General features: G+C 49.9%; 19 protein-coding genes and 1 tRNA gene. 10 read left to right on the forward strand and 10 right to left on the reverse strand.

Annotated features, from left to right (window positions below):
* Positions 1-252 precede the first annotated feature (252 nt).
* Positions 253-1794: an amidohydrolase family protein gene (locus K3G39_RS00005; RefSeq protein ID WP_220624123.1), complete on the reverse strand. Its 1542-nt coding sequence runs from the start codon at positions 1792-1794 to the stop codon at positions 253-255.
* A gap of 303 nt (positions 1795-2097) precedes the next feature.
* Here K3G39_RS00005 and K3G39_RS00010 point away from each other — a divergent pair, with 303 nt between their 5' ends.
* Complete coding sequence (locus K3G39_RS00010) at positions 2098-2691, forward strand: hypothetical protein (protein WP_220624124.1); 594 nt, start codon at positions 2098-2100, stop codon at positions 2689-2691.
* 109 nt (positions 2692-2800) lie between these two features.
* Positions 2801-3262, forward strand: coding sequence for a DUF4440 domain-containing protein (locus K3G39_RS00015; RefSeq protein WP_220624125.1), 462 nt, complete (start codon positions 2801-2803; stop codon positions 3260-3262).
* 77 nt (positions 3263-3339) lie between these two features.
* On the opposite strand, the gene K3G39_RS00020 is transcribed toward K3G39_RS00015, so the two are convergent.
* The 5 genes from K3G39_RS00020 to K3G39_RS00040 all read right to left on the reverse strand — a co-directional run bounded on the left by K3G39_RS00020 (position 3340) and on the right by K3G39_RS00040 (position 8959).
* Complete coding sequence (locus tag K3G39_RS00020; RefSeq protein ID WP_220624126.1) at positions 3340-4572, reverse strand: nucleoside recognition domain-containing protein; 1233 nt, start codon at positions 4570-4572, stop codon at positions 3340-3342.
* A 92-nt stretch (positions 4573-4664) separates the two neighbouring features.
* On the reverse strand, positions 4665-6116 hold the full coding sequence (locus K3G39_RS00025) for a M14 family zinc carboxypeptidase (protein WP_220624127.1): 1452 nt from the start codon (positions 6114-6116) through the stop codon (positions 4665-4667).
* A 97-nt stretch (positions 6117-6213) separates the two neighbouring features.
* The gene (locus K3G39_RS00030; RefSeq protein WP_255593653.1) at positions 6214-6648 is read right to left on the reverse strand and encodes a hypothetical protein; all 435 of its coding nucleotides are present in this window, start codon (positions 6646-6648) and stop codon (positions 6214-6216) included.
* A 150-nt stretch (positions 6649-6798) separates the two neighbouring features.
* Complete coding sequence (locus K3G39_RS00035; RefSeq protein ID WP_220624128.1) at positions 6799-7365, reverse strand: cyclopropane-fatty-acyl-phospholipid synthase family protein; 567 nt, start codon at positions 7363-7365, stop codon at positions 6799-6801.
* A gap of 175 nt (positions 7366-7540) precedes the next feature.
* A complete protein-coding gene (locus tag K3G39_RS00040; RefSeq protein ID WP_220624129.1) occupies positions 7541-8959 on the reverse strand; it encodes an APC family permease in 1419 nt (472 codons plus the stop codon).
* A 250-nt stretch (positions 8960-9209) separates the two neighbouring features.
* Here K3G39_RS00040 and K3G39_RS00045 point away from each other — a divergent pair, with 250 nt between their 5' ends.
* From K3G39_RS00045 to K3G39_RS00060, 4 genes are all read left to right on the forward strand, one after another.
* The gene (locus K3G39_RS00045; RefSeq protein ID WP_220624130.1) at positions 9210-10688 is read left to right on the forward strand and encodes a Do family serine endopeptidase; all 1479 of its coding nucleotides are present in this window, start codon (positions 9210-9212) and stop codon (positions 10686-10688) included.
* Positions 10689-10697: 9 nt separating this feature from the next.
* Positions 10698-11444: a DUF72 domain-containing protein gene (locus tag K3G39_RS00050; RefSeq protein WP_220624131.1), complete on the forward strand. Its 747-nt coding sequence runs from the start codon at positions 10698-10700 to the stop codon at positions 11442-11444.
* 157 nt (positions 11445-11601) lie between these two features.
* Positions 11602-14031, forward strand: coding sequence for a TonB-dependent receptor (locus K3G39_RS00055; RefSeq protein ID WP_220624132.1), 2430 nt, complete (start codon positions 11602-11604; stop codon positions 14029-14031).
* An 86-nt stretch (positions 14032-14117) separates the two neighbouring features.
* On the forward strand, positions 14118-14537 hold the full coding sequence (locus K3G39_RS00060; RefSeq protein ID WP_220624133.1) for a DUF983 domain-containing protein: 420 nt from the start codon (positions 14118-14120) through the stop codon (positions 14535-14537).
* Between the two features lie 87 nt (positions 14538-14624).
* Here K3G39_RS00060 and K3G39_RS00065 read toward each other — a convergent pair whose 3' ends face one another.
* Positions 14625-15506, reverse strand: a complete 882-nt coding sequence (locus tag K3G39_RS00065; protein WP_220624134.1) for a DUF3078 domain-containing protein — start codon at positions 15504-15506, stop codon at positions 14625-14627.
* Positions 15507-15684: 178 nt separating this feature from the next.
* A complete protein-coding gene (locus tag K3G39_RS00070; protein ID WP_220624135.1) occupies positions 15685-16386 on the reverse strand; it encodes a protein-L-isoaspartate(D-aspartate) O-methyltransferase in 702 nt (233 codons plus the stop codon).
* 192 nt (positions 16387-16578) lie between these two features.
* Here K3G39_RS00070 and K3G39_RS00075 point away from each other — a divergent pair, with 192 nt between their 5' ends.
* Positions 16579-17790 (forward strand): serine hydrolase, encoded by a 1212-nt coding sequence (locus tag K3G39_RS00075; protein ID WP_255593655.1) that lies wholly within the window; start codon positions 16579-16581, stop codon positions 17788-17790.
* A gap of 123 nt (positions 17791-17913) precedes the next feature.
* Positions 17914-18198 carry a DUF2255 family protein gene (locus K3G39_RS00080; protein WP_220624136.1) on the forward strand — a complete coding sequence of 95 codons (285 nt, stop codon included), beginning with the start codon at positions 17914-17916 and terminating at the stop codon, positions 18196-18198.
* Between the two features lie 38 nt (positions 18199-18236).
* Here K3G39_RS00080 and K3G39_RS00085 read toward each other — a convergent pair whose 3' ends face one another.
* Positions 18237-18440, reverse strand: coding sequence for a hypothetical protein (locus K3G39_RS00085; protein ID WP_220624137.1), 204 nt, complete (start codon positions 18438-18440; stop codon positions 18237-18239).
* A gap of 632 nt (positions 18441-19072) precedes the next feature.
* Here K3G39_RS00085 and K3G39_RS00090 point away from each other — a divergent pair.
* The gene (locus tag K3G39_RS00090) at positions 19073-19231 is read left to right on the forward strand and encodes a hypothetical protein (protein ID WP_220624138.1); all 159 of its coding nucleotides are present in this window, start codon (positions 19073-19075) and stop codon (positions 19229-19231) included.
* Positions 19232-19385: 154 nt separating this feature from the next.
* Here the strand turns inward: K3G39_RS00090 and K3G39_RS00095 are convergent.
* Positions 19386-19457: transfer RNA gene (locus K3G39_RS00095), tRNA-Glu, on the reverse strand.
* Positions 19458-19655: 198 nt separating this feature from the next.
* Between K3G39_RS00095 and K3G39_RS00100 the strand changes: the two genes are divergently transcribed.
* Positions 19656-19931, forward strand: coding sequence for a hypothetical protein (locus tag K3G39_RS00100; RefSeq protein WP_220624139.1), 276 nt, complete (start codon positions 19656-19658; stop codon positions 19929-19931).
* Positions 19932-19954: the final 23 nt, after the last annotated feature.

Below are 19954 nucleotides of genomic sequence, written 5' to 3' on the forward strand. Positions count from 1 at the left end.
TTTGCTCACATAATGCTCCAGGTACTCTTTATCTGATTCACTCAATTTTATTTCTATCTTCTCCATGCTTCCTCCTGCTTTTAAGGAAGAAACGCAATCATTACCTACTAAGTTGACTGTGTACTAGAGGCAATCTTAGCGTTCTAAGCTTTCTATTATAAAGGCAGGGACATATAGCGTAGTGGCGAATCAGTGCTCAGTAAAAGTTGTTATATTCTATGGTTTATAAATACTTGTGAGTCTTATCTGTTATTATTTTAAGATCAATTGGCCCGTACCTGCTGTGGTTTCTACCTTAGCTTCCTTCACCACACTACCATTCAAAATAACAAACCGAAATCCGGTTGCCTGCTGATGCGGGTTCTCATATGTCACGTTTTCTTTTACTTCTTCTGGATTAAAAACCAGCAAATCAGCTTTATAGCCTTGCTTTACAAGGCCACGGTTGCGTAGGCCGATGGTTTCAGCAGACAGGCCTGTCATTTTATGTATCGCCTCTTCTAAGGGAAGCAGCTGCTTTTGAACGACATAAGTTTCCAGAATGCGGGCAAAAGTTCCGAAGCTACGGGGATGACGCATCGTAGGGCTGCCATCACTGCAGACCATCACATGCGGGGCCTTCAGAAAAGTCTCCTGCAGGTTTTCATCCATAATAAAGTAAGCGCCGTCCGCACCGTAGGGACCAATATCTTCCATCAAGGCCAGTTCAAATGGTTTGTTTAGCTCTTCAGCTACCTGTTGCAAGGTTTTGCTTTTGTATGGTCCTGAACCGATCAGCGTTGCTTCCGGGCCATTGCGCTGTATGATTTTACTGCGAAGGAAAGTGGCCAGCTCCTGGCGGCGGGTTTTCAGCATTTCCTGGTAATCGTGCGGCTTTTTGGCCCAATCCGGGAAGAGGATGGCAATGCCGGTATAGCTGGCGGTATACGGGTAAAAATCAGCTGTGACCCGAATACCTTGCTGACGGGCAGAATCCAGCAGTTGCAGGATACGATTGGCGCGTGCTTCGCCTTTGCCATACACTACTTTAAGATGCGACACGTGCACCGGGCAATACTGACCCTGCTCCAGGAGCTCTCTGATCGAAGCTTCAACGTAGGCATCGTCCTCGTTGCGCATATGGCTCATGATGATACCACCTTTTTTACCAACTAGCTCAGCAAGTCGGTTTAATTCGGTATTACGGGCGTAGTAGCCGGGGTTATACTCCAAGCCGGTAGTCAATCCGAAACAACCTGCATCGAGCGCATCTGTCAGGAGCTTTTCCATTTTCGCCATACCTTGGGCAGAAGGGATGGAATCGTATGCTATACCTGAGAGCATACGGAGTGTGTTGTGGCCGGCAAACAAGGCGATGTTTACCCCCAGCTTTTTACTGTTTACTTCCTGCATCCATTCTTTCAGGTCTTCACGCTCCGGGCTAAAACCATCCTGGCCCAGACAGATCGTGGTTACGCCCATCGAAAGGAAATTGGAAAAGTCGGGTGTTTCGAGTGGATCGCCGTGAGCATGTGTATCAATGAATCCCGGGGTCAGGTATAGGCCGGAGGCGTTAATGGTCCGGTCTGCAGTATAGGTTTTAGTGGTGTCGGTATCGATTAGCGCAATGGAGTCACCGTTTACCAGCACATGGGCCGCAAAAGCTGCTTTGCCAGTACCATCTACAACCATGGCATTGCGAATCAGGAGTTCGTAGCGGGTTTTATCAGTAGTCACCTGCTGGCAAGAGGCAAATACAAGCAAAACAATTACAAACCTGACAAACAAAGCGGCGGGACGATACAGTTTTTCCATTCTTAAAGATAATTTATTAGCTGTAAAAAGCAATACGTTCTTAACTGCAGTTGCACTACATATTCAACTGAAGAGTATAAATCATAATTTTTTTTAGTCCTCGTCATAAATTTTTTAATCAAGGGCTTTTTGTTTTATATATGTATATATACCAGATAGTTATGGTGTTACTCAGTGGTGTTGTATCTCCAATATTAGAGCTATTATACTGCGAAAGGAAAAGTGATTTTTATTGTACTGGCACGCAACTTGTAATTAATCCTGTCAACAGAGTTTAATGTTTTTAACAAAACTGAAAGTGTTATGAAAAAGATAAGCTATATCATGAGCCTGGCACTGATGGCATCAGTAGCTTTCGGCGGATCGGCAGAGGCGCAGGAAAAAAGAACTGGCTGGAGCCCGCAGGCTAAAGGCGCTGTAATCGGTGCTGGTACAGGTGCCGCAGCAGGTGCCATAATACATAAGCGTAACCGTGTAGTAGGCGGTGTTGTGGGTGGTGTAGCCGGTGGCGCCGTAGGTTACGGTGTAGGCAAGGTCATTGATAACAAGCAGAAGAAGCGTGAAGAGGAAGCCGCACGTATAGCCGCCGCTGAAAGAGCAGCCGCAGCACAGCGTGCAGCAGCGGCAGAGCGTACCGCAGCTGCCAACAGGGCAACAGTAGCCAAAAATACGCCGGCGCCGGCTCCTGCTCCTGCTAAAAGAACACCTGCTCCGCAGTCAAGTTTGGTGGCAGCCACTCCGGCTGAAACAGCAGCAGCCAACTCATTGGCGATGATGTATGCTTCTGAAGAGGGGCCAACCCCTCAGGTAGTTTATGCCAACTTCCTGCCTAACCTGGACTATGGTGACCGCAGCAAGCCTTACTACACTTCTGAGGTTCGCAGAAAGAGCTGGTAACACGTTTACCCTATACCTTCTCCCGGCACAAAGCTGGGGGAAGGTACAAATCCAGCGGCGCATTTTTTACGTATGGCGTCGGGGATTATTAACCTAAATTTTAGAAATCATGAAAAACATTCTTTACACCTTATTTGCTGTATTCTTTTTGGCTTCCTGTGCGAAGTCGGAAGGCGGCGAGTCAGTGGATGTCCGGGAATTGAACCAGGACTTTATCAGTGCCTGGAATGCAAGGGACTCTGACAAAGTAATCTCGATGATGGCCGAAGATGTGCAGTTTCTGCAAGGCGAGGTCACCTACCGGGGCAAATCTGAGGTATCGGATAAGTGGGTGCGCGAAACCATGGGCACCATCGCCGATCTGAAAACCTACCCCGTAAGTTCAGGTATAGATACACAAATTGCTTACGAGGCCGGCACATTTTCGGTAGACGTACTGCCGGCTAGTCCCGGTGAGCCCCGCGGACTGGGCGAGGGCAACTTTATGCTGCTCTGGAAGAAAGGGGAGGACGGTAACTGGAAACTAAGCTACGCCCAGCTGGAAGGACACCCGGTTGTAGCCCGTAATTAAAACGAGAAAAATATAGTTAACAAAAAAGCGGCTGGTCCTCTGGGATCAGCCGCTTTTTTTATAGGTTTAGCCGCTTTCTAATGGAAGAACAGGTAAGCGATAAAGATGGCGGCAATAGCACCGGCAAAATCTGCCAGCAAACCGCAGGTGAGGGCGTAGCGGGAGCGCTTGATGCCAACAGATCCAAAATATACTGCCAGCACGTAAAAAGTCGTTTCGGTAGAGCCCTGGAATACCGAAGCCATGCGACCTACGAAGGAATCTACCCCATAGGTGGTCATGGCTTCCACCATCAAACCGCGGGCACCGCTTCCGCTCAGGGGTTTCATGAAAGCAACTGGCAGGGCAGGTACAAAGTCCGTATTCACACCTGTCAGGGCGATCAGGTAGCCGATGCCATCCACGATCATGTCCAGTGCGCCGGATGTACGGAACACTCCGATCGCTACCAGGATGGCTACCAGGTAAGGTATGATGGTGATGGCTACCGAGAAGCCTTCTTTAGCACCTTCTATAAACGCTTCGTACACATTCACTTTCCGGATAAGCGCCAGTCCCACAAACGAAATGATAATCGAGAACAGAATTACATTACTCGTCACTTGGGATATTACGCTTACTTGCTCCTGAGAAATGGTGCTGAAGTAATAGATAAGTCCCACGATTAACAGCAACAGCGTACCAATGTATGCCAGGATAACCGGGTTGAACAGGTTGATGCGTTGGTATAGCGCTACCGCAATCAGGCCCACGGTAGTCGAGAAAAATGTGGCTAGCAGTATAGGTATAAAAATATCAGAAGGATCGGCTGCGCCCAGTTGCGCCCTGAACACCATGATGCTGATCGGTATGATGGTGAGTCCGGAAGTGTTGAGTACCAGGAACATGATCTGAGCATTGGAAGCCCGGTCCTTGATGGGGTTGAGCTCCTGCATCTCTTTCATCGCCTTTAAACCAAGCGGTGTGGCGGCATTATCGAGGCCCAGCATGTTGGCTGAAAAATTCATCAGGATAGAGCCGAACACGGGGTGGTTTTTCGGGATTTCCGGGAAGAGGCGGTTGAAGAAAGGCGCTACCAACCGGGAGAAAATAGCAATGATGCCGCCGCGCTCGCCAACTTTCATCAGTCCCAGCCAAAGCGTCATCACACCGGTCAGGCCGAGTGAAATTTCGAAACCGAGCTTAGCGTTATCGAAAGTGCTGGTAACGAGTTTCTGGAAAATCTCTACATCGCGAAAAACGATGAGTTGGAACAAAGCAATGGCAAAGGCGATCAGGAAGAAGCCCGCCCAGAGATAGTTTAATACCATGAAGCAAAGGTTGGTCTGGAATCAGTCTGTAAGATACAAACTGATTCCAAAAGGGGAAGAGCTTTGATTGACAAATTTGTCTTGTGGCGGACTTAATGCAGTAGCCCATGAAAAAGGGTTGGTCGCTCGCCCTGCAGATCATACATAAATCCATTGAGAATCGCATACTTGGCCTGGCCTTGCTCATCTTTCAGAATAAAGTTGGCCGGCTCGTCAAGCGCCAGTTGGTGGTTCACGATGCTGGCTATACCTGTCACGTTAAGCGGGAGTAAGGTCGGGTCGGGCAGCACGCCGGGCAGGTGACGCACCCGGATGGTGGTATAGCCTTGCTTTAACAGTCCGGATGCAAGCTCGGTTGTCAGCTCGTCCAGGCTCCCGATGGGTTGCTCGTATACCTGGCCCGGCATCAGCGTAAGACCGGTTGCATCCAGTTCTTCGTAACCATGGAACACACTCATATCGCCGATCTCTTCTACCGCACTGCTATGGTAAAAGCCAAGGTGATTGGGCGCATCCACTTCAAGTCGGTTGATGCCGATGTCAAGCAAAGTCTCGCGACCGTTGTCAGTATAGCGGACGTTTCGCAGCACCAAATCGTAGAGGTGGCGCTGGTTTTCAGGTATACGGTTGTAGCCTTCCAACTCAAATGCTTTGTAGGCATCCTCTGCAATCAGGTATAGCCCCGATAGTATTGCTGTGAAATTGAGCTTGCGGATTTGCTGCTTTTCCGGGTCACCGTGCTGGCCGCCCGATTCGACCAAAATTACACTGGTGCCCCATTTCTGGATATTGTCACCAAAGGCCCGGGGCTCGTGCTCATCGTTAAACTTGGCTACTTGCCCAGGTATAAACTGCTGCAGCACATGATCCATGCCGGCAATGGTGCGCATGGCCCTTTCACGTATTGTGTTGATGTTGCGGTCGTAGTCGTAGGCCGGGGCCAGAAAAGAGATGGTGGCCGGATGCGCGGTATAGCCAGCCGTATAGTAACGGCTCTGGTCGTGCAGGTTAAAACCGAAGGCTGGTTCCAGTTGGTCGCGCAGATGTTTCAGCAATTCAGACTCCGGACTCTGCAGACGCAGGGCATCGCGGTTCATGTCTATACCGAAGGCATTGCGGCGGTTAAATAGCTCCGCACCGTCCGGGTTAAGCATTGGTACCAGGTATAGCGTCAGGTGTTCGAACATGTGTTTTCGTGCCGGTTCCAATTCGTCGGAAGTGTTGAAAAATCGTAGCAGATCGAACAGGGCCATGGTGGCGGTTGGCTCATCGCCGTGCATCTGGGACCAGAGTAATACCTTGGTTTTGCCGGTCCCCACCTTGATCAGGTAAATCGAGCGGCCCTGTACCGAATGACCAGCCACCTGCACATCAAACAAAGGTTTTGCCTGCAATTGCTCGATCAATGGCACAATATCGCGGTGCCGGAAGCGGCGGTGCCGCAGGGCAGGCTCCTTATACCTGTTGTGACTGTTATAGAGGTGTCGGCCCAATTCCTGTATTGCGGCAGGAATATTGTCTTCTGAGGGGTTTGTATTCATCATACCATTTTAAGCTACTCTTTAATAAAAAGCGCCTCCCGCTTCAGGGCTATACCTGAAAGGGGAGGCGCTGCCCTATTGGGCTATACCTGATGGCAACTTAGTTGGTTGGCCATGCATGCCAAGGAATGCGAGCCAGTACCAGAATCAGGGCGATTGTATAGAAAATGGCGATGCTGCTGAAACGTTTTCTGTCGTCCTGCAGACGCTTTGCACGGGCATAACCCACCGTGATCAGTACCACGGCGATCACCATGGTAAGCGGGTGCTCCAGTACGTAAAGTCTCTGAACGGATTCTTTCATGAAGCCTTCAGTAGCCAGCTCAATTCCTCGTGGTGACACAAAGTAAAGAATCACGCCAAGCACCCACTGCAGGTGGGCAGGTATAAGACCCAACAGGCCTCTTTTTCTGTCTTTGTCAGTAAATGGCTTATTGCCAGACATGCCCATAAAGGCAAAAATAATACTAATGATAAGACCTAGCAGTACCAGGTAGGCCATAAATGAGTGTAAGTGCAGTAATCCTGTCTCCATATCAATGAAAGTGGTTTTGTCTGGTGTAAATATAGGGATTTTATTATCAATTCAGATGCGGGCGCCCAATTTTAGATAAGGAACCATCAGGCAAAAGAAAACCCTGCACACGCGAAGTATACAGGGTTTAAAGCTAAGGTATAGCTGTGATTACTTGCCTTTGCCAATCTTTTTGCTTTCAGGTACGGTCCACAGGTAGATTGTAGAACCGTCAATCACCTGCGTTTCTTCCGGTTCCCAGTCGCCCATATCAAAGGCATGGGACACGATGCGGGTGCCCGGCTTCAGCTGCTCGAGCAGCACCGGACGGAGTTTCATGTTCACATTTGGCAGCAGGTATAGCGTTACCACGGAAGCAGGTTTATAATCTACTTTAAACAGATCCTGCTCTACAAATTTCACTTTGTTTGTTACACCGGCTTCCTTTGCGTTTTCGTTCGCTTCCTTAATGCGTTCCGGGTTTATATCGAAGCCCATGCCGGTGGCACCATGCTCTTTTGCAGCCGTAATCACGATACGACCATCGCCGCAGCCCAGGTCATACACCACATCCCCGTCCGATACCTGCGCCAATTTCAACATGGCATCTACCACCTTCTGCGGAGTCGGCACATAGGGCACATCCAGCTTGGGCGCTGTGGTAGTGGTCTGGGCAAATGCAGCCGTGGCTAAAAGTGTCAGCACAAGTGTGCAAAACGAATGTCTGATTGCTCTCATCTTGTTTTCATTAAGTTAGTAATCCGTTTAAGAAACATTAAGGTATAAGGTGAGCGGTTTTGTGGTGGCGTAGCATTACACGCACAGGCTGTATTTACGTGCCACATGGGTCAGTAGTTCCTGCTTGTGGCATTTTATGTATATTTTAGTAGGATTCATTTAAGCAAGTCAGTTGTCAGGCTGCCTCATTTTTGTGTTTTTGAATACGAGGTATAGCCAGCAATACCAGCACACCCACCACCAGCACGCCTATACCTACCAAAGCTCCCAAACCCGTGTACATCAGGCTGGAGTAAAAAAGGTAGGCACTCGTAAAGCAGAAAATAAGGGGCAGCACAGGGTATAGAGGCACTTTAAAAGGTCTCGGGCGCCCGGGCTCCTTGCGTCGCAACACGAACAGGGCTATACCTACCAGCAACAAAAAGAACCAGAAAACCGGCGCTGTATACTCTACCATCGTTTCGAAACCGCTGCGGGTGAACAGGGCTAATCCGACCAGTGCCAGGGAGACAATCCCCTGCACGACATAGGCATTCACCGGAGAGGATGCTTTGGTGTTCCACTGCCCCAGGTAACTGAAAACCGGGAAGTCCCGGCCAAGTGCGTAATTGGTACGGGCACCGGTCAGGATGGTGGCATTGGCAGAGGTGAGGGCGGCGAGCACTACAATAATACCGATCAGTACCATACCTGCCTCGCCGATGGTTACCTGCGCCAGGTCGGCAGCTATCGCATCAGAGGAGGCCATACCTTCCAACCCCAGCACATGCAGGTACGCCAGATTAATCAGCAGGTAGATCAGGGTGATGACAGCAATGCTGGCAATCAGGGCGGTGGCCATACCCCTGCGTCCGCTTTTGAGCTCTGCAGAAATGTAAGCCGCCTCGTTCCAGCCGCCGAAGGTGAGCAGCACAAACACCATGGCCAGTCCCATGGAAGTAGTACCGTTGCCTGTGGCTGCAGTGCTTGTTACAGTTGCCGTTTCATTGGGCGTGAACAGAAAAGCGGCCCCCAGCACGATCAGGATTCCCAGCACCTCCAGTATGATCAGAAAACGCTGCACTCCTGTTCCGAAACTGACACCTATAATGTTGATAGTGGTAAGTATGACCACAACCAGCGCGGCATAAAGTACTGAAGAGAATTCCCCGATGCTGTAGAGCTGGGCCATATAGTCGCCTATGATAAAGGAAAGCAGCGCAATAGAACCTGTCTGGATGACGCTCATACGGGCCCATGCAAACAGAAATGCCAGTCGTTTTCCGAAAGCTCTTGTCAGAAAGTGATAATCGCCGCCAGGATGCGGAAAGGTAGTCGTCAGTTCAGCATAGCAGAGTGCCCCGATCAGTGAAACCAGTCCGCCCAGCACCCAGGTTGTCAGGAACATAGTCCCGCTCTCCACGTTGGCGGCCACCAGTGAGGGTGTCCTGAAAATGCCGGCACCCACCACTATCCCCACAATCACGGCGATGGCGTCGAACATGCTCAGGGCGGGTCTCGGTTCTGCTTTCGGTTTTTCTTCGGCCGGTACTGCGGTTTCGGTGGTGGCCAGGGTAGTGTCTGCTGTTGGAAATTCTTCGTTCAGGTTAGGCATAAGTTTTAGCTAGGTATAGGCTTAATCGACTCTGACCCCACTGTTTACGGACAGGAACAGGAGTTGAGTTGTAAACCATGCGCTTTTGTAAAGAGTAAATAGTATAAAGGGTGGGTGCCGGATCGATTCAGGTATAGCCCGGGTAACGATTCAATTATCTCTTAAATCAGCTGTTATGAACTCAAATCTGCCTTTCAGCCAACCTGGCCGTATGATAATCGGTAAAGCAAATGGTAAAACATCAGTATTTATGGGAAAAGCTGCCGGCACCTTTTTAATTGCCATTCTTTCTGCTGTGCTCGCCATTGTGGGCTACAAACTCATCGAGGGCGATTCGCCACAAAACGGGAACTTCAACAATAACAACTCCGGCGCTATACCTATGGTATCTTCGGTTGGCAATCCGGATTTTGTGGCAGCCGCGAGTACCGTGACGCCTGCCGTGGTGCACATCAAAACGGAGTACACTGGCGGTCAAACCAGCCGCAACCCTATTTATGAACTGTTTGGCATGCCACAGCAGTCCACTCCGGTGCGGGGCTCAGGCTCGGGCGTGCTTATTTCGAAGGACGGCTACATCGTCACCAACAACCACGTCATCGACCAGGCCTCAGGTATACAGGTAGTGCTGCCCGACCGCCGGACTTTCGACGCAAAGCTGATCGGAACAGACCCGAGCACGGATCTGGCTTTGCTGAAAGTGGAGGGCAGCGACCTACCGGTGGTGCCGTTGGGCGATTCTGACAAGGTGCAGGTAGGGGAGTGGGTGCTGGCAGTCGGTTATCCGCTTTCGCTCAACTCTACGGTAACGGCCGGTATCGTCAGTGCCAAAGGCAGGAGCATTGGCATTCTCAACCGGCCGAGTCAGGGTGGTTACGTGGATCCGGCGCAGGTGGCCAACACCGCCATCGAGTCTTTCATCCAGACAGACGCGGCCATCAACCCGGGCAACTCGGGTGGTGCGCTGGTGAACACTTCCGGACAACTGATCGGCATCAACACGGCCATTGCCTCCCAGACAGGCAGCTATGCCGGCTACGGTTTTGCTATACCTGTCAATCTGATGCAAAAAGTAGTGGGCGACATCCGGGAATTTGGCAAAGTGCGTCGTGGCTTTCTGGGTGTGAACTTTCCGGTGCCGGCCGTGGAGGATCAGCTGTTACGGGCACGTGGCATTGATCCGGGTAAGGTGAGCGGCGTGTACATCATGGGGGTACAGCCGGGAAGTGGCGCAGCGAAGGCCGGTCTGAAAGAAGGTGACATCATTCAAGGTATAGACGGTATTGACGTGAATACTTCCGCAGAACTCTCCGAACGCATTGCCCGCTATTACCCGGGCGACAAAGTAGAACTGGCCCTGGTACGGGACGGCAAGCAGCGCAAAGCTACCGTCACGTTGCAGGGCGAGGAAGAAGAGACTGTATCGGACACCGCAGCGAAAGGATTAGAGGCCAGACTGGGAGCTACATTCGCGCCGCTCACCGATCGTATGAAACAGCAATATCGTCTTAACGCAGGCGTATACGTCACAAAAATTCAGCCTGGCGGTTTCTTCGATTCGGCAGGTATACCAGAGGGCACTGTAGTGGCGCGCGTGAACGGCCGACCTGTCAACAGCCTGGCCGAGATCAGCAAATCGCTGGCGGCCTCTAGAAGCGGTATGGTGCGGTTGGATGGTATTACGCCAGACGGAACAGCCTTTGTGTTCAACTTCCCGCTGGGTGCATAAGGGGGCTGCATGACTGATCAGAACAAGCTATACATTGGCACTTCCGGCTGGAGCTACCGCTGGCGGGAAGTGCTATACCCACCCGAACTCAAATCAGCAGACTTCCTGAGCCACTACGCCACTCGCTTTAACTGTACAGAAATCAACAGCAGCTTTTATCACTTCACCATGGCCAAAACCATTGAGAAGTGGCTGGCGCAGACACCGGCGCATTTTAAGTTTGCACCGAAGCTGCACCAGGAGATCACGCACAAGCGCAAGTTTCAAGGTATAGAGGAACCGCTGCAGAAGTTTATGTCGCGCTACCTGCTGATGGGCGAACGGCTGGGGCCGGTACTGGTGCAGATTGCGGGCAGTTTCCGTTTCGACAAAGGTATAGCGGGCGATTTTTACCGTACCTTGCGCGAGCTATACCCGGAGCAGCCCTTTGCGCTGGAGGCCCGGCACGTGTCGTGGTTTACAGAGGATTCTTTTGAGCTGATGCGCGAGTTCAACATCACCACCGTCATCGCCAATGCCGGGAAGCGATTTCCGGGCACCGAAGTGACAACCACCGATCTGGTATACCTGCGCCTGCATGGGGACGAGAAAATGTACGCCTCATCCTATTCCGACAAAAAGCTGGAGCGCTACGCCTACATGGTGAAAGACTGGCTGGAAGATGGCAGGGAGGTATGGGTTTTCTTTAACAACACGATCGTCGGCAATGCCGTGCTCAATGCCGACAGGATCCGGCAGCTTGTGATTGATTTGTAATTTTCCTGACAGAAATAAGCTTCTAAGTGTTTAAACGTCAATGCTTTGGTTTTGCTGTTAAGTCCTTGAAAATCCAGCAACTAAAAATATATAGCGTTTTCAAAACATTTCAGGTGCAAGTGTGTAATACCTGCGATATCTTGTAGTTTAATCAGCCATGCGTTTATTTTTATTCTTCTTACTTTTTATACCTACACTCAGTTTTGCACAATCGGGGGTGATAACAGGTATTGTGCGCGATGCCAATACCAATGAGGCCCTGATCGGGGTTTCGGTGCAGGTAGTGGGTGCACAACTGGGAACCGTTACGAACGAAAACGGCGCTTACCGGATCGATAATATTCCGTTGGGAAGCTATACCTTGCAGAGTTCTTATATTGGCTACCAGCAGTTGAATAAATTCAATGTGAACGTAACGTCGGGCAATGCTCAAATTATCAACTTTGAGCTGGTACCGGCATCGAGTCAGTTGGGTGAGGTGCAAGTGGTAGCGCGGCGCCGGCAGAGCGCAGCCATTGCAGATATCGTGACGCCGCTGTCGGTGCAGAGTCTGAGCACAGAGGAGATCCGCAGTAACCCGGGTGGTAATTTCGACATCTCGAAAGTGGTGCAGGTGTTGCCGGGTGTGGCCACCAGCGGCACAGGCGGGGGTAGTCGCAACGACCTGATCATACGGGGTGGCGCACCAAGCGAAAACGTATATTACCTTGATGGCATCGAGATTCCGCTCATCAACCACTTCACTACACAAGGCAGTGCCGGCGGCGCAACAGGTATACTCAACGTGTCGTTTATCGAAGATCTGAAAGTGAGTTCTTCCGCTTTCGACGCCCGTTATGATAATGCCCTGGCTTCAGTGTTTGAGTTCAGACAACGCTACGGAAACCCGGAGCGTTTTTCGGGAAATGTGCGCCTGAGCGGTTCGGAGTTCGCGGCCACGCTGGAAGGACCGATTTCCCCTAAAACAACCTATTTGGTTTCGGCCCGCCGCAGCTATCTGCAGTTTCTGTTTAAGTTGCTCGATTTGCCCATCCGACCTAATTACTGGGATTTTCAGTACAAAGTAGACCATAAGATCGACAACAAAACTTCGCTTTCCTTTATCGGGGTGGGAGCAATTGACGAGTTTGCCTTTGGGGTGCCACGCAAAAGCACGCCCGAGAGCGAGTACATCCTGCGCTCTATACCTTCCAACAACCAATGGAATTACACGACAGGCGTCGCGATGAAGCGACTCGTGAACGATGGCTACGTAAACCTGGCGCTAAGCCGAAATGCTTTTAACATTGATCTGGAGAAAACGGAGGCGGCACAGGAGGGAGGCACTCCGCAACCTACCCTCCAATCGAATTCACGTGAAACCGAGAACAAACTGAGGCTGGATGTGAACAAGTACCAAAACGGTTTCAAGTATGCCTACGGGGTGTCAGGTCAGTATGTACAGTTCACCAACGACATCTTCAGTTTGATCCGTAACGAGGTGCGGGATGAGAATGGCAATCTGGTGGAGCCTGCTGTTAGGGTTAACTACGATACCAATCTCGACTTCTTCAGGTATGGCGCCTTTGGCCAGGTGTCGCGCTCGGTGCTGAATAACCGGCTTGGACTATCATTTGGCCTGCGCACCGACATGAACTCCTTTACAGACGAGGGACGCAACCCCTTGAAAACACTTTCGCCGCGCCTGTCGGCTTCATACCTGCTCACCGATAAATGGACGATCAACGGCTCTTGGGGTACCTATTACAAACTGCCAACCTATACGGTGCTGGGTTATCAGGAAAATAATGATTTCCTCAATCGTTCTGCTGATTACATTCAATCGATCCACTATGTGCTGGGTACCGAATTTCTGCCGCGCGAAGATCTGCGCTTTACCGTAGAGGGCTTTTACAAAGATTATAACAACTACCCGGTATCGCTGCGCGACGGCATTTCGCTGGCCAACCAGGGAGGTGATTTTGGATCAATTGGCAACGAAGCAGTGAGCACGACCGGAAAAGGAAGGGCTTACGGAGCTGAGTTTTACGTGCAGAAAAAGCTGACAGGAACTGTATTCGGCGTGCTTTCCTATACCTATGTGGTCAGTGAGTTTGCGGGCACCGATGGCCGTTATGTGTCCAGCGCCTGGGATTACCGCCACTTGGCCTCCGGCTTATTGGGCAAGAAGCTGCCGCGCAATTGGGAGTTTGGTGCCAAGTATCGCTATGCCGGCGGAGCGCCTGCCACGCCTTTCGATCTGGAAGCCTCACAACGCAACTACGCTTCACTGGGTGTAGGTATACTCGACTATGGGCGCCTCAACACCGATCGTTTGCGGCCGTTCAGCCAGTTGGATGTACGCATCGACAAGAAGTGGAATTTTAACCGCATCACCCTGGACCTCTTTCTGGACATTGCCAATGTGCTGGGCAGCAACACCCCTGGATATGACCGCTATACCTTCCAGCGCAACGAGAACAATTCCGGCTTCGCCACCACCGACGGCAATCCGCTGCGACTGGATGGAGGCAATGCTATACCTTTCATCCTCAAAAACGACGATGGTAACCTGGTGCCTACACTCGGATTTATAGTAGAATTCTAGTCTTGTAAATTTGCTGCACTGGCGGTCTTTGTTTCTAAAATTCGTACCTTTGACAAGTATGTTGTAACATCAGACAAAGACCCAGCATGAGCCAGAAAAAATCCGCCTTATACAGCATTTTCTTTAACCGCTGCCCACGTTGCCGCGAAGGTAAAATGTTTAAGAGTGGCCTCTATACCACTAAATTTGCCGACATGCACGACGACTGCCCCTGCTGCGGGCAGGAGTTCGAACCGGAGCCCGGTTTTTACTACGGCGCCATGTATGTGAGCTTCGGTTTTAATGTGGCTATTTTCGTTATCTCGCTGGTTATCCTGTACCAGTTTGTCGAGGAGATCACGATGGCTATGATGATCGGGGTAGTGACGGCTGTAGTGGTCGGCCTGTTGCCTGTTATTTTCAGATGGTCGCGCTCCATGTACATCCACATATTTGTGCGCTATGAAGGTCCTTGCAGCGAAATTCCTAAAAAGGTGCATTCTTATCCGGCTAGCAAAGAACAGTAAACGAATACACGATTTCCTATACCTTAAAACGAGCGAGCGCATCCTGGGATTTCCGGGATGCGCTCGCTGCTTATTGATTAGGCTGGGTTAATTTAAGCTAAAGCCCTGCATGGTATAAAGGATGCCCAGCCCGAGTGACTGGTTGTATTGCACATCGCTGTCCTGGTCGTAGTCGTAAATGAAATTGGCCATCAGGTTGACGTTGATGTAGCGGTTTACTTTGGCCGTCAGTACAGAGTTGAACATGTGGTCGATGCGCTTACCGGACAGTTCCTTGTAATTGATATAAGACATGTAGTTCAGTCGCAGGTTGACGTTGGTGAAGATGTCACGGTTATAGCTGGCTTGCACCATCGCGGCGAGCCATTCTGTGCGCACGCTCTTATCTTCCGGTACACCATAACGCTCATTGGCCGCTACGGCATCATCTGCCAGAAAGGTAAAGCGAGGCGCAAAAGGACTCAGGCGCAGCGAGAAGTATGGATTTGGTTTATACTCGGCCCCCAGCGCAAAAGTCAGGAAACCCGGTGACAGGAAGTTAGAGATCAGGCGGTCATTGCCATCGGCATCTATATCGTATTCATAACCTTTGGTGAACTGCGACAGAAAGTTTGCTGACACAAAGGTGTTCCAGTCAGAAGAGATCGCATACCCATACTTGGAGTCCAGGTAGATGCGGTCGATGCTCTTGCGGCGTTCTTCGCCTTTGTTTTTGAGCAGACCATACTGCATCTGCACGGCATTGTCCCAGGATGTTTTGCCTAGCTTGTAGTCGGCCCGTGCATCGAGGTGTGCGTTAAAGGCGATCGAGCTGATGCCGCCCGCTTTCCAGTTGTCGCTGAAGGCAGCTTGGTTGAGGTTGACACCCGCAGCGAATGTTCTGCGCCAGGTGGTATCGGGTTCGACCTGCGCCGAGGCATTGGCCACAGCAAACAAGGCGAGCAGGAGGGAAAGTAAGGTTTTATTCATGTCTCAGGGGTTGGTTTTCCGGGGTGCGCTGTTCAGCAAACGCAGGTAATATGGAAATATCGCTATTCCCTATACCTGCTATATAGCGCTTACGCAATTTCGCAGGTATAGGTATAAAATTTACGAAGATGCCTCGATAACAAATCTTTCGCTGAATAGAAATACCAGAAGTACGGGATTATTTCTTCCGACCTTCTCTTGTAAAAGGCACAAAAACCACAGGCATCAGGTTGCGGGTAACCGCTTTGCCTCGTTTTTTTTCGATCAGTTTGAGGGTTTGTGTCCTGTAGACCGGGCCAACAGGTATAACCATACGCCCACCTTCCTTGAGCTGCTCAAACAGGGGAGGGGGAACAGACTCGGCTCCAGCCGTCACGACAATCGCATCGAAGGGTGCATGCGCTTCCCAGCCCGCATAACCGTCGCCGATTTTTACTTCCACGTTATCATAGCCCAGTTGCTTGAGTCGTGCGGCGGCCATTTTTCCATGTTCTGGTATGATCTCGATGGTGTATACCTGTTTCACAATCTCAGCCAACACAGCCGCCTGGTAGCCCGATCCGGTGCCAATCTCCAGTACTTTCATACCTGGCTTGGGCTTGATCGCCTCCGTCATGTAAGCCACCATGTAGGGCTGGGAAATTGTTTGATTGTGACCAATGGGCAATGCGTTGTCCTGGTAAGCTTTTGAGGCAATAGCAGGAGGTACAAAGAGATGTCGGGGGACGGAGCGCATGGCATGCAGTACGGCTTTGTCACTTATCCCACGTCGTTTCATCTGCTGCTCCACCATTTGTTCACGCTCTGCCTTGTAAGCGTCTTCCTGGGCTGGATCCACAGACAACAGCCATGAAAGCAGTATGTAAACCGGGATCACCATCGCCTTACAAATGTTAGGTATAGTTAATTATACTTCTGGCTATGGTTTATGTTTTGGGGCCGTGAAGCACGATTCAGGGTGCTGTAGTCTGTGATACCGGGGAAATACAAATTTCTTTAAGTAAGCGTGCTGGGAAAACCGATCACTTCTTTTATATTTAAAGCTCATTTCCCTTGTTGGTATATTTCAGGTATGGCATTTAGTAATATTCAGTCGCTTTTAATCCGAGGCGTAGTGGCGTGCGCTTTGTTTCTGTCTTTCAGTGCCTGCTCCGGCTTTAAAAAAGAAGAGCTGATTGTAGAGGAGGACTGTGAATTGCACGTAGAGGCGCCGGAAACCTTTACGCCCACCGTGGCCACCAAACTTGGCAAGCAGGTTGATTCCCTTTTCACACAATTGCACAAAAGAAAGGGCTTCAACGGCACTGTGCTCGTTACCAAGTATGACCAGATTATTTACCGTGGCGCTTTCGGGTACGCCGATTTCAATTCCAAGGACACCCTGAGCACCCAAACCGTATTTCAGCTCGCCTCTGTGTCGAAGCAGTTTACAGCCGTAGCCATTATGATGCTGAAAGAGCAGGGCAAACTAAATTATGACGACAGCCTGCAGGTATACATCCCGGATTTTCCTTACAAAGGCATCACGATTAAACAACTGCTCACGCACCGCTCCGGCCTGCCCAACTATACCTACTTCAGCGATGAACTATGGCCCGATCGCAAGGTAGACCTGAGCAACGATGATGTGCTAAGCATGATGGCTGTGCACAAACCTAACATCTATTACCAGCCCAATCGCACTTTCAGTTACAGCAACACAGGTTATGCGCTGCTCGCCTCAGTTGTAGAAAAGGCCTCGGGACAGCCTTTTGCCGATTTTATGCGTGAGCACATCTTTGAACCGCTTAACATGCGCAACACCTATACCTTCAACCACGAGCTGGTCGCCCAAAGCGGTAAGGTGGCTGCAGGACACATTGGCGGTCGCCGCAAACGCCTGCCAGACTACCAGGACACCGTGCTAGGTGACAAAGGCATGTATTCTACTGTGGAGGATTTATATAAGTGGGACCAAGCGCTCTATACCCAAAAGCTGGTGAAGCGCGAAACACTGGAAGAGGCCTTCTCGCCGACGGGCAAAGTGAACCGACGCGACGAGTCCTACGGCTACGGTTGGCGCATTAAGCAGCTGGAAAGTGGCGATACAGCTGTATACCACGGCGGACTGTGGCATGGGTTTAATACCTATTTCCTGCGCAATCCAAAAGATCATAGCTCTATAATCGTGCTCAGCAACCTGACCAACGGCAGCCTGAACTATATGAAAGACGTGCGCAATTTTATGTATCCGGCGCGTCCGAAAAATGAAAAGAAACAGGTGCAGGTGGCGAGTGCCCGGTAGTATGCCTGTATAGACCTGATGAAGTAACAGCAATTTCCAACCGATTTTATCAAATATCTGGGCTCTTCTACTCTCGTAGGTGTGAAATGCGGTGTAGCGCGGGAAATTTTTCTCAATATCTGAATGGTCGAAGTGGGGGGAAGAGTTTTCTCTCGTAGCTGGGCCAAGAGTGACAGAAGCTGGTTCACGGCTTTTATAGAAGAGGGCGTGGGGCAAATTCAGCATGGCCAGCGTGTACTGAACGTAAGAAGGGAGCGGTTGAAAGATACTTATCTGAACATGCTTATTGACGATGCCTATAAAGCCAAGTATACCGAGGAGCACAACCTGCCTTATGTAGCTGGCATCACCCAGCCTGAATACCACCAATATACGATGGAGTTTATTTTTGACAGTCTGTCGACTTAGCTGCCTATCAGTAACATTACAAATGCGGGTTTGATAATTTAAAAAATCGCCAGCTCCTTCCTGAACTGCCTGGGCGATACGCCGCTTTTCCGTTTGAAAAATTTTCCGAAAGTCAATTGGTCAGAGAAGTTAAGGCTATCGGCTGAATCGATAGTTTGGGTTGCTGTAGCAGCCTCGCTGTAGAGCTTCTGGAAAATGAAACCAGACACCGTCTGGCTGGTCAGGCGCTCGACTACCAGCATCAGGTAGTGGGGCGTGATGTGCAGTTTTTCAGTATAGAAGGTAACATGATGCTCTGATTTATAAAAATCCGACAGCAGCTCAATGAACGACTGAATGATCAGCTCGTCCCGCGAAAGGGTGGTACGCTGCGAGATGGATTTCTCGTTTTCGATGAAGTTGTCGAGGTCGAGCAGGAAAATCTTAAGTGCGTTCCGGATGATTTTCTTGTACTAGTTATGTGAGCTTCCGGCCAGGATCTCTTCCGCAAACTGCATGCGCCTGTAGAGCTGCTTTGCCTTGTCATCCAGCAGGTATAGCACCGCTGTTTATACTTTAAAAGTATTCGTATTATCCAAGATTCACGCTATACTCGATAAAGAAAATTAACCTGAGGTTTCTGAGAAAGGAGATAGCTTATTCAAGGTTCTAAAATGTACAGCCGGATTATCCTGTATTAAAAAGAAGCCTTCAGTTTTGCTGAAGGCTTCTTTTTAATAGAACATAGCTGTGAGAGATCAAACAAAATTCCTTTTACTTACTCCCCCTAATGCAGAAAATTATTTACTTTCGTTTAAGTGTATAATTAAGATCACGATGTAAATCTAAGTATAGGAAGGTCCGGAAATTAGTTGCAGACAAATTGAATTAGAGTATGAGTACCAGATCAAGTGACCAGCAGAAGAAGCAGCGGCAAAAAGAATTCAAGGAAAGGAAAGAACATCAGGAGCTCCTGAAAGCTGCGGCAAAAAAAGCAAAACGCGATTCATCTAGAAATGATGAAATTGATAAGGGGCCAAAAATAGAAGACTAGACTTGTCTCTTTCTTTTTCAGCACACAGTGCAGTTACTTGCGCTGGCGAAGAAGTCTCCTTATAAAAACAAGATTGGTAGACTGGAAAAGCTTTACCCGAGACCTAAAGTGCATAAAAAAAGCCGCTGCAGGTATACCTGAAGCGGCTTTTGAGTAGTCCGTAGGGGAATCGAACCCCTGTTGCCAGAATGAAAATCTGGAGTCCTAACCCCTAGACGAACGGACCGTGCTACTGTATTGCGGGTGCAAATATACAAGTCGGTTTTTAGGAAGCAAAATTATTTTCAGAAAATTAATTTTAACTCTTTGTATAGACTTAAAAGCCACTTTCGGGCAGCCGGAGGGCGTTCTAAAGCGGGTAGTTTTTGCAAACTTCATCTTATCTTGTGCCGTTATACCTACATCAGTAAAAAAGATACATACTATGTCAAAAAGAGCATTATATACGGGCGTAACGCCGGAAGCATACAACGAACTGAAAAGCAAACTTCAGACCTACGGCATGAATTTGCAGGGCAATAGCGGGCGCATAAACGAGAAAGGCGTGAATGCCAACTTCAACTACGATCCAGATGCGAAGTCGCTCGAGATCAGTGACCTATCGGTGGGTTTTCCGGCCAGCATGATGATCAACGCCGACAGCCTGATGCAGCGCATGAACGAGATGATTACTAAGTACGGAGGGCGTGCAGAGGGTTAAGGCAAATCCTGACGCGGATAATG

The sequence above is a fragment of the Pontibacter sp. HSC-14F20 genome (genome assembly GCF_019599265.1).
Classification (GTDB): Bacteria; Bacteroidota; Bacteroidia; order Cytophagales; family Hymenobacteraceae; genus Pontibacter.

Bases quoted from the DNA above. Each gene is read 5' to 3' on its own strand.
- K3G39_RS00005 (WP_220624123.1), bottom strand. From the start codon at position 1,794: ATGGAAAAACTGTATCGTCCCGCCGCTTTGTTTGTCAGGTTTGTAATT.
- K3G39_RS00010 (WP_220624124.1), top strand. From the start codon at position 2,098: ATGAAAAAGATAAGCTATATCATGAGCCTGGCACTGATGGCATCAGTA.
- K3G39_RS00015 (WP_220624125.1), top strand. From the start codon at position 2,801: ATGAAAAACATTCTTTACACCTTATTTGCTGTATTCTTTTTGGCTTCC.
- K3G39_RS00020 (WP_220624126.1), bottom strand. From the start codon at position 4,572: ATGGTATTAAACTATCTCTGGGCGGGCTTCTTCCTGATCGCCTTTGCC.
- K3G39_RS00025 (WP_220624127.1), bottom strand. From the start codon at position 6,116: ATGATGAATACAAACCCCTCAGAAGACAATATTCCTGCCGCAATACAG.
- K3G39_RS00030 (WP_255593653.1), bottom strand. From the start codon at position 6,648: ATGGAGACAGGATTACTGCACTTACACTCATTTATGGCCTACCTGGTA.
- K3G39_RS00035 (WP_220624128.1), bottom strand. From the start codon at position 7,365: ATGAGAGCAATCAGACATTCGTTTTGCACACTTGTGCTGACACTTTTA.
- K3G39_RS00040 (WP_220624129.1), bottom strand. From the start codon at position 8,959: ATGCCTAACCTGAACGAAGAATTTCCAACAGCAGACACTACCCTGGCC.
- K3G39_RS00045 (WP_220624130.1), top strand. From the start codon at position 9,210: ATGGGAAAAGCTGCCGGCACCTTTTTAATTGCCATTCTTTCTGCTGTG.
- K3G39_RS00050 (WP_220624131.1), top strand. From the start codon at position 10,698: ATGACTGATCAGAACAAGCTATACATTGGCACTTCCGGCTGGAGCTAC.
- K3G39_RS00055 (WP_220624132.1), top strand. From the start codon at position 11,602: ATGCGTTTATTTTTATTCTTCTTACTTTTTATACCTACACTCAGTTTT.
- K3G39_RS00060 (WP_220624133.1), top strand. From the start codon at position 14,118: ATGAGCCAGAAAAAATCCGCCTTATACAGCATTTTCTTTAACCGCTGC.
- K3G39_RS00065 (WP_220624134.1), bottom strand. From the start codon at position 15,506: ATGAATAAAACCTTACTTTCCCTCCTGCTCGCCTTGTTTGCTGTGGCC.
- K3G39_RS00070 (WP_220624135.1), bottom strand. From the start codon at position 16,386: ATGGTGATCCCGGTTTACATACTGCTTTCATGGCTGTTGTCTGTGGAT.
- K3G39_RS00075 (WP_255593655.1), top strand. From the start codon at position 16,579: ATGGCATTTAGTAATATTCAGTCGCTTTTAATCCGAGGCGTAGTGGCG.
- K3G39_RS00080 (WP_220624136.1), top strand. From the start codon at position 17,914: ATGGTCGAAGTGGGGGGAAGAGTTTTCTCTCGTAGCTGGGCCAAGAGT.
- K3G39_RS00085 (WP_220624137.1), bottom strand. From the start codon at position 18,440: ATGCTGGTAGTCGAGCGCCTGACCAGCCAGACGGTGTCTGGTTTCATT.
- K3G39_RS00090 (WP_220624138.1), top strand. From the start codon at position 19,073: ATGAGTACCAGATCAAGTGACCAGCAGAAGAAGCAGCGGCAAAAAGAA.
- K3G39_RS00100 (WP_220624139.1), top strand. From the start codon at position 19,656: ATGTCAAAAAGAGCATTATATACGGGCGTAACGCCGGAAGCATACAAC.